This is a genomic window from Phascolarctobacterium faecium DSM 14760, assembly GCF_003269275.1.
GTDB lineage: Bacteria > Bacillota > Negativicutes > Acidaminococcales > Acidaminococcaceae > Phascolarctobacterium > Phascolarctobacterium faecium.
Genome location: NZ_QLTS01000002.1, coordinates 79782 through 89921, shown reverse-complemented (window position 1 = coordinate 89921; position 10140 = coordinate 79782). Strand labels below are relative to the sequence as shown.

Below are 10140 nucleotides of genomic sequence, written 5' to 3'. Positions count from 1 at the left end.
CTTTAATAAATTTCCGAGGAGGAAAGAAACATGAAAAAATCTTTAGTACTTGCAATGGCAATGGCATTGGGCGTAACTGCTTCTGCCTATGCTGCAAACCCCTTCTCCGATGTGCCGGCAGGCCATTGGGCGTATGACTCCGTAAACAAACTGGCTTCAGCTGGTATCGTTGACGGTTATGGCAACGGCACTTTTGGTGGCGATCGCCTGATGACCCGTTACGAAATGGCTCAAATCGTTGCAAAAGCAATGGCAAAAGGCGCTAACGTAGACCGTTTGGCAGCTGAATTTGCTGACGAGCTGGACAGCCTTGGCGTACGCGTTGCAGCTTTGGAGAAAAAATCTGATAACGTTAGAATCACTGGTCAGGTACGTTATGACTACACTGATTATTCCGGCGATATCGACGGTTATCGTTCCAAACTGCGTTCCCGTATTTCCATCAACGGTCAAATCAATGACGATTGGAAATATGTTGGTATGCTGCAAAATGACGAGAATTTAGCAGATGATATCGGCAATGAAGGCACTGAATTCCAACGTGCTTACGTTGTAGGTAAAATCGGTGCTGTAGGCGTTTCTGCAGGTCGTCAGAACCTGAACCTTGCAGACGGTAATATCTATGATACCCGTTATGATGGTGTAAACCTGACTTTCGGTAAAGAAGTGAAATTGGAAGCCTTCTATGGCAAACCGACCAACTCTTTCAAAAACTGGGGCTTCGATAAAATTTATGGCGCACGCGTTAATGGTAAAATCGGCGCTTTAAATGCAGAAGCCGGCTGGACTAAATTTGAAGGTGATGCTACTCCTATCACCAGCGACGACGACAGCATCTGGAACGTTGGCGCAACTTATAACTTCAGCGATAAAGCGTCTTTGGGCGTTATGTACTTGAGATCTGATGTTGAAGATCTTGACGGCGATAAAGACGGCTTTGTAGTTACCGGTACTTTGGGCGGCGCTAAAGCTTCCAAACCGGGTTCTGTGGGCTTAGTTGCTAAATACTATCAACAGGCTGCAGGCACTGCTATCCAACACACCATGAATGGTGAATATGGCCCGACCTATTCCGGCGAAGGCTTCAAAGGTTACAGCGTAGCTGGTTACTATACTGTTGCTAAAAACATGATCGCCGGTATCGAATACTATGATCTGAAACAAACCTATTCTGACGACAAAATGAAAACCTTGTGGTCTCAATTGATCGTTACTTTCTAAGATTAACTTAGAGACTTAAGCGGACGCGTATGCGTCCGCTTTCTTTTATTTTATGCTGAGATTGGTTGAAGATGATCTGCTGCCTGAATTTGTTTCAATAAAGCTTTCTTAAATTTTTTTATTCCATTAACTTGTTTAAAGTTAAACTTTTTTGCAATTAAGCTAATTTGCACCTGGGGTTGACGGGGGTTAAGATAGGTGACGTAGCCGATAGATTTCAGGAGCAGGCGGCAGCAGACGGAAGAGGTAACAAGGTGACTTGTCCGAAATGTTGTTGATTTCTGTTTGGAATTTACGGACTGCAGAAAATATCTTTCCTGAGGAGGAATAGAAAATGAACAAATCTGTAGTTTTAGGTATGGCGATGGCTTTAGGCGTAACTGCTTCGGCTTACGCAGCTAATCCGTTTTCTGATGTGCCGGCAAACAGCTGGGCTTATGACGCTGTCAATAAACTGGTGGCAGAAGGTATTATTGACGGTTATCCTAATGGAAGTTTTGGCGGCGATCGTTTGATGACCCGTTATGAAATGGCACAGATCGTAGCCAAAGCTATGGCTAAAGGCGCTAATGTAGATCGTCTGGCAGCTGAATTTGCCGATGAGCTTGATTCTTTAGGCGTGCGTGTTGCCGGTCTTGAAAAGAAATCAGATAATGTAAAGATTACCGGTGAAATTCGTGCCCGCTATGTTGACCAAAAAGCAAAAGCTAATCAGGGCAGCAAATATGATTCTGACTTGCGTAGCCGTTTGTGGCTGAATGGTCAGATCAATGATGACTGGACTTACACGGCTATGATCCAGAATATTCAGGACTTCAGCAATGATCAGGGTGATGAGGGCACAGATTTTAAACGTGCTTATGTCAATGGCCGCGTTGGTGGCGTTGGCTTGCAGGCAGGCCGTATCGATGCCTTCCTGGCAGACGGCAATATTATGGATGCCCAGGCTGACGGCCTGGTTGCTACCTATGGCGACCGTATTAAAGTTAAAGCTTATATGGGTAAGGCTTCCGACGATACTGATTTCTATGTCAATAATGTTATTGCAACTAAAACAATCGCTAACAGATATTACGGCGGTGAGGTTTCCGGTAATCTTGGCGATTCGCTGAACCTGGCTGCCGGTTATGTGAAATTCCAGGATGTTATGGGCAGAGATTCTGGTAAAGATGACGGGATCTGGCATGTTGGTGCAGCATATAACTTTAATAATGATCTGACACTTTCTGGTATGTACCTCAATTCTAACTGGGACGGTGAAAGAAATTCTGACGACGATGGCTGGACCGTTGGTTTGAATTATAAAGGCGCTCAGGCATCTGATGCCGGGTCTTATGGTATTTTTGCCCGTTACTATGATCAGGGCGAAGGCACTTATTGGGAACATACTACCGATGCCAATACTTTCTGGAATACAGGCTTTAAAGGTTATGCAGTAGGCGCAAACTACGCTGTTGCTAAAAACATCGTTGCTACTTTGGCCTATTATGATACCAAAGCCAAAACTGTTACCAGTGAAGGCAGCAGCTTGAAAGATAAAAGGCTGTGGACTGACGTGACCTTTACTTTCTAAATTTAAGAGCTCTAAAAACGACCGCTTTGGCGGTCGTTTTTTTATGATTGATTGTAATAATAGTAATTTGATAATGGCATTGTAATAGAAATATTGCAGAATGCTTTTTCTGATTTACTGAAAACTGTGATATAATATGTTCAACGATATAACTGGAGAGGTAGTAATGGATAAAAAATTTTTAAAATATATTGGGCATGATCTATACAATGTAAAAAAGCTTAAAGAAAGAAAAAGATATATTGTTTTTAGAATAAGATGTGGTTTACATAAAAGTCAGATTGGAGCTTTATTGGATTTTTTTCAAACGACTCCTTTGCGTAGAGAGATGCTCAAACATACAACTTCCTTTGTGGAACAAACTACCCGTGCGTTTTTTTATAAGGGTTCTACCTGGGATGAGCGTATTGCCATTGTAAAGAATCATATTGAATATATGGAAAATATATTTAACGATGAAGCTATAGCAAAATTATATGTTAATGGCGAACGTATCAGGTTGTGGGAAGATACATATGAAGAGCAGCCGTTGGTAATGGAGCTGTGGTTTCATGGAGGACAGCGTAAGGAAGGGTGCCTTTCGCTGGTGCTTTCGTTGGGTGCAGACGAGCTGTACCAAATTATGTTTTGGCTGGCGCCGTCACCGGAAGATAATGAAATGTCGCTGTGGATAGGCGCGTTACAGGGAACGCCTAACGGCAGTGAGATCATAAAAGGTCTGACCAAAGCTTTTTTTGGTTACCGTACTAAAAATCTGATTTTCTATGGTATCAGGAATGTAGCGGCAGGATTGGGCTGTAAGCATTTATATGCGGTTTCTAATGCCGGATATTATGCAATGAACCATGTGCGCATTGACCGTAAATTAAAAACCTCGCTGGATGATTTCTGGCAGGAATGCGAAGGGCAGGCATGTAAAGATCAGCGTTTTTTTGAAATGCCGATAGAAGAATACCGCAAGTCTATGGAAGAGCTGAAGCCGTCTAAGCGTGCTCAGCATAGAAGAAGGTTTGCGAAAATGGATGAAATAACTGAATCTGTGACAGAAGTGTTAAATAATTATAAAAAATAAAGGCGTGACCACATTATCTTGTGGTCGCCTATTTTTTTTACGCACTTTATATGGTATAATAGCTTCATAAAAATAATAAATAACGGAGGTATTGTAATGAAAAGACGACTCCTTACTTTGCTTTTGACTTTGGTTTTCTGTGTAACATCAGTTGCGCCTGGTTTTGCCATGAATGCTGATGATTTGGGCGGTGCTGTGCCGGCTGCGTCAGCAGTGACACAAATGTCTGCTACTGATAAAATTTCCGCGATGGAAAAGATGTTATATGGTACTGAGCAGGCAGGCGCATTGGTCGGCCGTATGGATAGTTTGGAAGATGATGTTTATGGTACTGAGCAGGCAGGCGCATTGGTCGGCCGTATGGATAGTTTGGAAGATGATGTTTATGGTACTGTTACCAGCGACGCTATTTTAGATCGTATTGATAACCTGTATGATTATCTTAAAGGCAGCCCTGCCAGTAATGAAGCCGGGTTTTTAACTAAACTCAACGCTATTGAATGGCAGTTTAATGAAAGTATGTCCGGTGGTCCTGCCAAGACCCGTATCGAGGCAGTAGAAATGATGCTTAACGGCAAAATTGATGAAGGCTCTCTTTCTTCCAGATTGGAAGCTTTGGCGAATATCGCTTTTACCGATGGTGTGATTTCTGTTGAAAGCGTTACTTTGCCGAAGGATTCTGTGATTAAAGTAGAATTTACTGAGGAACTGAGCAGCAGAGAAGACAAAGCAGGTGAACCTGTGCATTTTAAAATTGCTGACAATGTTTATGTGAATGATGTGCTGGTACTTCCTAAAGGTGCTTTAGGAGAAGGTACTATCAAAAAGGTTGTACAGCCGCGCAGCTTTGGCCGTGATGCCCGTATTGACGTAGATTTTACTCATGTTTATGCTCTTGACGGAACTAAGGTTCCGGTCTATATCGGCGATTTGGCTAAACAGGAGGCTAAGACTGCAGCCGGTGCAGCAGGCGCGGCAATCGGCGGCATGATCGTTTTAGGGCCTATCGGTGCTTTAGGCGGTGCCTTTGTTACCGGTAAAGCAGTTGTCATTCCCGTTGGTTCTACTACTTATGTACAGACTATGGAAGATACTACTATCCAGGGTATGGTTTATCAGGGAAAATAAAATTTGAATTATCAGTAAAACCCGCCTTAGTGGCGGGTTTTTTATTTAAAATTGTGATATAATATGTAGTGGATATTTGTATGCTTTTTTATAAATGATAAATTTGACTGAGGAGAGAAAGCATGAAGAAGAAAGTCTTAGCAACTGCTTGCTTAATGAGTTTAGCAGTATCACAGGCAGCTTTTGCCGACGACTATGTTACCGGTGATTCGCGTTATGCTGCGCCTGATTTTCAGGAACAGAAGCAGGAGCGGGAAGCTGGTGTAATTAAAGATAAGAGCAAGAAGAAGAAACAGGCGGAGTCTGCTGAGCCGATGCCGATAACCTTATGGAGTGACAGTGCTACATATGACCAGGGCAGCGGAGACTTTTTTGCTGAAGGTAATGTCAAGATAGTGCAGGGGGATGAAACTATTCTGACTACCAGGGCTGAAGGCAATATGAAGACCGGGGATGTCTGGCTCAAGCAGGGCGGAACACTGCAGGAGCCGGATACTACCATGAATGGGGAATGGGTCCATTATAATTTTAATTCTAAGACCGGTGAGATCAAGCAAATTGACGGCAAAGGTGCCAAAGACTATTTTAAAGCACCTCATGCAACGATTTATCCGGATAAAATAGTTGTGGACGAGGGTGGACAGACAACACGCTGTCCTGCGGTGGAGCATGATCCTTGTCTGCTGATAACGGCAAAAACTTTTGAGATTTATCCCAAAGAAAAAATGGTCGCCAGAGATGTTAAGGTTTATGCCAAAGGCAAGCATATCTACTCGCGTGATTTATGGGTCAATAGATTAGATGGTGAGAGTGAAAATAGAATCATGCCGCGTATCGGGTATGACGGCAGCGATAACGGAATGTATGCTAAGCTGCAGGTCGATTATAATTTAGGCCCGAAAACAGATTTTTATGCCGATCTGGCTTATTATTCTAAGGCCGGTTATAAGCCCATGTACGGCATCAATCACGATGAGCGTAACTTTAATATAAAGTTTCAGGACGGCTGGGATGAAGAAGATGACGAATGGATCCGCAAAGAAAGAGATATCGGCTTATATTATAAAAACCATCGTTTGATCGATAATTTGCCGTTGACATACAGTGCGTATATTACTCATGGTTTATGGCGTAACGAAAAGAGCAGTATCAAAAGCTGGCATACAGAGTATGCTGCTTACTTGAATCATGACCGTATTTATCTGTTCAACAGTAAAAATACCTTCCTTGATCTGACTGTAGGTAAAAAGTGGGTAACAGAAAGCTATACAGATGAAACAAAATCTACAATGATGTATTATGCGACATTAGGGCAAAAACTGGCTCCGAAATGGGATACCTGGGTCGGTTATTATCGTGAAGATATTACCAGTAATCTTTATGATTATGGACAGCCTGACATGGGCAGGGAGTTGCGCAACGGACTGAGCTTTAAACTGGATGATAAAAACACTTTTACGATTGTCAACCGTTATGATTTGGGCAAACACAGTAATTATGAAACAAATTACAGATGGACGCACCGGTTCTGCTGCTGGGCGATTGAATTTGAATATGAGCAGAATCATGAGTCTAATAAAAATAATACCTTTAGGGTACGTTATAATTTACTTAATTGGTGAAGCAGGTGAACTATGGAAATCATTAAACAGCGTTTTGCTGAACATATTACTTTGGCACAGCAGGTTGCAGAAAGCAGAATTTTAGAGCAGGTTGCAGAAAGTGCGGAAATTATTCGACGTGCCTTGCAAAACGGCAAGAAGGTTTTGTTTTGCGGCAACGGCGGCAGTGCTGCCGACAGTCAGCATTTGGCGGCTGAATTCGTAGGACGCTTTCAAAAGGAGCGCAACGGTCTGCCGGCTATAGCTTTGACCGTAGATACTTCTATTTTGACCGCGGTAGCTAACGACTATGGTTACGATACTGTTTTTGCAAGGCAGGTGCAGGCATTAGGAAGTGCCGGTGATGTCTTGGTCGGATTATCAACTTCGGGTAACAGTAAAAATGTATTGGCAGCTATTGATGTTGCCAAAACTAAAGGGATACAGTGCATCGGAATGACGGCTCAGGGGGGTGGCAAGATGGCAGAGGTCTGTGATATCTGCATGGCTGTTCCCTGCCCGGTTACGGCTCGGGCGCAGGAAATACATATTTTGATTGGCCATATTCTGTGCGAATTGGTGGATGGTGAATAAAGTGACGAATTTGTCATGTACTGCTTTTTTAGCTGAACATATCCAAAATTTAAAAATTGCTGTGATTGGGGACGTTATGCTCGACCGTTATTTTTATGGAGAGGTCAAGCGTATTTCTCCGGAGGCTCCTGTGCCTGTTAATAAGGTCAAACGCATAAAGTCTGTTTTGGGCGGTGCCGCAAATGTAGCTGCAAACCTGGCACATTTAGAATGCAGGGTTTTTATGGGTGGCGTTACCGGGGCCGATAACAACAGAGAAGTACTGGAAGCTATGATGGCCGAAAAAGGTATCGATTACAGTGGTTTGATCAAGTCGCAGCAGCGTGAAACGATCACGAAGATGCGTATCTTGGGAGCGCAGCAGCAGATGCTGCGCCTGGATTTTGAAGAAACAGGAGATTTGTTTCCGGAAGAAACAGAGGCCTTATCATTATGGCTCCAGAATTTACTGGAAGCTGGATTGGACGGTGTGATTGTTTCTGATTATGCCAAAGGTGTCTGCTCGGATAATTTTGTGCAGTGGGTGATCGCGGCTGCGCATCAGTATCATGTGCCGGTGCTTATTGACCCGAAGGGGGCTGACTGGAATAAATATCGGGGCTGTGATTTCATTACTCCAAATTTAAAGGAGATGTGCGAGGCGGCTGGAGAACTCGTTCCTAATGAGGATGAAGATGTTCTGCGTCTGGCCCAAAATGCCCGGGAAAAATATGCGATTAAAAATGTTGTGGTCACCCGAAGTGAACGGGGGATGACTTTAGCCGGTTTGGATGGACTGGTGATTAATGACCCGGCTACGGCACAAGAGGTATTCGATGTTTCAGGTGCCGGTGACACCGTAGCGGCAACGCTTTTGGCAGGTGCTGCCGGGAAGCTTGCCTTACAGGATGCAGTATTTATGGCTAATCGTGCTGCAGGTATAGTTGTAGCAAAAGTTGGTACGTATCCTGTGCATCGGGAGGAACTGTTAAAGGATCTGCTGACGGAAGAGCGTAAACAGGGCCGCGGTTATAGAACTTTGAGCTGGTCCGAGATAGAATCTTTGGCTAAAACCTGGAGATCCTGCGGGGAAAAAATAGTTTTTACTAATGGGTGTTTTGACATTCTGCATGTAGGGCATGTCAGCTATTTGGAAAAAGCGGCCAGGCTCGGCAGGCATTTAGTCGTTGGGTTGAATTCTGATACTTCGGTACGGAAACTGAAAGGTGATGTCAGACCTTTAGTACATGAGCTTGACCGTGCACGCGTTTTAGCGGCACTGGCTTGTGTTGACGCAGTGGTATTGTTTGAACAGGACACACCAACGGAATTGATTGAAAAAATACGTCCTGATATTTTAGTCAAGGGCGGTGATTATAAACCTGAGGAAGTTGCCGGAAGGGAATATGCAGGCGAAGTCAGGATCATTGATTTTGAAGATGGCTATTCGACGACTGGTATTGTGGAGCAGATAGCTCAATTTGTGAAGGAGGGAAAACTATGATTATTGTAACCGGCGGTGCAGGTTTTATCGGCAGTAATATCGTTAAAGGCTTAAATGATCGCGGACGCGATGATATTTTAGTTGTGGATAATCTGACTAATATGGTCAAATTTAAAAACATCCAGGGACTGAAGGTCATGGATTATATGGATAAAGTGGATTTTTCTGAGGCCTTAAAGGCTGGTAAATTTGCTCATGAGAATGTTGATGTTATTTTCCACGAAGGCGCCTGCTCTGATACGATGGAATATAATGGCAAATATATGATGCAGAATAACTTTGAATATACGAAAAATCTGATGCATTTTGCAGTTGACCGTAAGATACAAATGATTTATGCGTCGTCGGCTTCCACTTACGGCAGCGGTACAAACGGATTTCGTGAAGAGCCTGCCTGTGAGGAAGCTTTAAATGTTTATGCGTTTTCCAAATTGTTTTTTGATAATTATGCCCGTCGTTATTTTGGCAAGACCAACAGTCAGTTAGTCGGCCTGCGCTATTTCAATGTTTATGGTCCGCAGGAAAATCATAAGGGTAAAATGGCATCTATGGTTTTCCAGATGTATAATCAATGGCTGGCAGAGAAAAAGGTTAAATTATTTGATGCTTACGGAGATTATGGTGCCGGTGAACAGACAAGAGATTTTATTTATGTAAAAGACGTTGTTAAAGTTAATTTCTTCTTCTGGGATCATCCTGAAATCAGCGGGGTCTTTAACTGCGGAACAGGGCATGCCCATACTTTTAATACTTTGGCCAAAGGTGTACTGAAACATTTTGGCAGCGGCGAATTGGAATATGTGCCGTTCCCAGAAGTATTAAAGGGTAAATATCAGAGCTATACTCAGGCAGATGCGACGAATCTTTTGGCGGCAGGGTATGACGGAGGTTTTACTGACGTGAATGAAGCTGTTGCTGAATACTGCGCTATCCTGGACAAGAGCGGCGGTTATTATACTCATGGCGCATAAGGCAGTCTTTTTTGACCGCGACGGTGTGCTGAATATCGATAAAGCTTATTTATATAAGATCGATGAACTGGAGTGGATAGAAGGCGCGCTGGAGGCAATAACCTATTTAACACAGTCCGGGTACCTTGTTTTTGTCGTGACTAATCAAAGCGGGATAGCACGAGGTTATTATACGGTCGCTGAAATGGAAAAACTACATCAGTATATGTCAGATATTGTTTTTAACAGCGGCGGGAAGATAGAAAAGTTTTATTATTGTCCGCATCTACCATCTGGCAGCGTTGCTGAGTATGCTGTTGACTGCGAGTGCCGCAAACCAAAACCGGGACTTATTTTACAGGCTATGGCAGAATATGATATCGATCATGATAAATCTTTTCTGATTGGTGATAAGAGACGTGATGTAGAAGCGGCAGAGGCCGCCGGGATCAAAGGGTATTTGTTTGAAAAGGGAAATTTATTGGACTTTATCAAGCTGATAATTCCTTAAATAAGTG

At 43.2% G+C, this 10140-nt stretch carries 9 protein-coding genes; all 9 read left to right on the top strand.

Features of this window, described 5'->3' with window-relative positions; genetic code table 11:
* Positions 1 to 30 precede the first annotated feature (30 nt).
* The 9 genes from C8D73_RS04265 to gmhB all read left to right on the top strand — a co-directional run bounded on the left by C8D73_RS04265 (position 31) and on the right by gmhB (position 10133).
* Positions 31 to 1221 (top strand): S-layer homology domain-containing protein, encoded by a 1191-nt coding sequence (locus tag C8D73_RS04265; RefSeq protein ID WP_113077423.1) that lies wholly within the window; start codon positions 31 to 33, stop codon positions 1219 to 1221.
* Between the two features lie 334 nt (positions 1222 to 1555).
* Positions 1556 to 2794 carry an S-layer homology domain-containing protein gene (locus C8D73_RS04260; protein WP_113077422.1) on the top strand — a complete coding sequence of 413 codons (1239 nt, stop codon included), beginning with the start codon at positions 1556 to 1558 and terminating at the stop codon, positions 2792 to 2794.
* A gap of 166 nt (positions 2795 to 2960) precedes the next feature.
* Positions 2961 to 3866, top strand: coding sequence for a VirK/YbjX family protein (locus C8D73_RS04255; protein WP_113077421.1), 906 nt, complete (start codon positions 2961 to 2963; stop codon positions 3864 to 3866).
* A 96-nt stretch (positions 3867 to 3962) separates the two neighbouring features.
* Positions 3963 to 4994 (top strand): hypothetical protein, encoded by a 1032-nt coding sequence (locus tag C8D73_RS04250; RefSeq protein ID WP_113077420.1) that lies wholly within the window; start codon positions 3963 to 3965, stop codon positions 4992 to 4994.
* A gap of 122 nt (positions 4995 to 5116) precedes the next feature.
* On the top strand, positions 5117 to 6616 hold the full coding sequence (locus tag C8D73_RS04245; RefSeq protein ID WP_113077419.1) for an LPS-assembly protein LptD: 1500 nt from the start codon (positions 5117 to 5119) through the stop codon (positions 6614 to 6616).
* A gap of 12 nt (positions 6617 to 6628) precedes the next feature.
* Positions 6629 to 7189, top strand: a complete 561-nt coding sequence (gmhA, locus tag C8D73_RS04240) for a D-sedoheptulose 7-phosphate isomerase (RefSeq protein ID WP_021718084.1) — start codon at positions 6629 to 6631, stop codon at positions 7187 to 7189.
* A complete protein-coding gene (gene rfaE1, locus C8D73_RS04235; RefSeq protein ID WP_044491803.1) occupies positions 7179 to 8672 on the top strand; it encodes a D-glycero-beta-D-manno-heptose-7-phosphate kinase in 1494 nt (497 codons plus the stop codon). The genes gmhA and rfaE1 overlap by 11 nt, the downstream gene beginning before the upstream one ends.
* Positions 8669 to 9643, top strand: a complete 975-nt coding sequence (gene rfaD, locus C8D73_RS04230; RefSeq protein WP_113077418.1) for an ADP-glyceromanno-heptose 6-epimerase — start codon at positions 8669 to 8671, stop codon at positions 9641 to 9643. The genes rfaE1 and rfaD overlap by 4 nt, the downstream gene beginning before the upstream one ends.
* Entirely contained in the window at positions 9633 to 10133 is a 501-nt protein-coding gene (gene gmhB / locus C8D73_RS04225; RefSeq protein WP_113077417.1) for a D-glycero-beta-D-manno-heptose 1,7-bisphosphate 7-phosphatase, read from the top strand. Before rfaD ends, gmhB begins: the two co-directional genes overlap by 11 nt.
* Positions 10134 to 10140 lie beyond the last annotated feature (7 nt).

Excerpts from the sequence above, each read along its gene's own strand:
- C8D73_RS04265 (WP_113077423.1), top strand. The coding sequence starts at position 31 with ATGAAAAAATCTTTAGTACTTGCAATGGCAATGGCATTGGGCGTAACT.
- C8D73_RS04260 (WP_113077422.1), top strand. The coding sequence starts at position 1,556 with ATGAACAAATCTGTAGTTTTAGGTATGGCGATGGCTTTAGGCGTAACT.
- C8D73_RS04255 (WP_113077421.1), top strand. The coding sequence starts at position 2,961 with ATGGATAAAAAATTTTTAAAATATATTGGGCATGATCTATACAATGTA.
- C8D73_RS04250 (WP_113077420.1), top strand. The coding sequence starts at position 3,963 with ATGAAAAGACGACTCCTTACTTTGCTTTTGACTTTGGTTTTCTGTGTA.
- C8D73_RS04245 (WP_113077419.1), top strand. The coding sequence starts at position 5,117 with ATGAAGAAGAAAGTCTTAGCAACTGCTTGCTTAATGAGTTTAGCAGTA.
- gmhA (WP_021718084.1), top strand. The coding sequence starts at position 6,629 with ATGGAAATCATTAAACAGCGTTTTGCTGAACATATTACTTTGGCACAG.
- rfaE1 (WP_044491803.1), top strand. The coding sequence starts at position 7,179 with ATGGTGAATAAAGTGACGAATTTGTCATGTACTGCTTTTTTAGCTGAA.
- rfaD (WP_113077418.1), top strand. The coding sequence starts at position 8,669 with ATGATTATTGTAACCGGCGGTGCAGGTTTTATCGGCAGTAATATCGTT.
- gmhB (WP_113077417.1), top strand. The coding sequence starts at position 9,633 with ATGGCGCATAAGGCAGTCTTTTTTGACCGCGACGGTGTGCTGAATATC.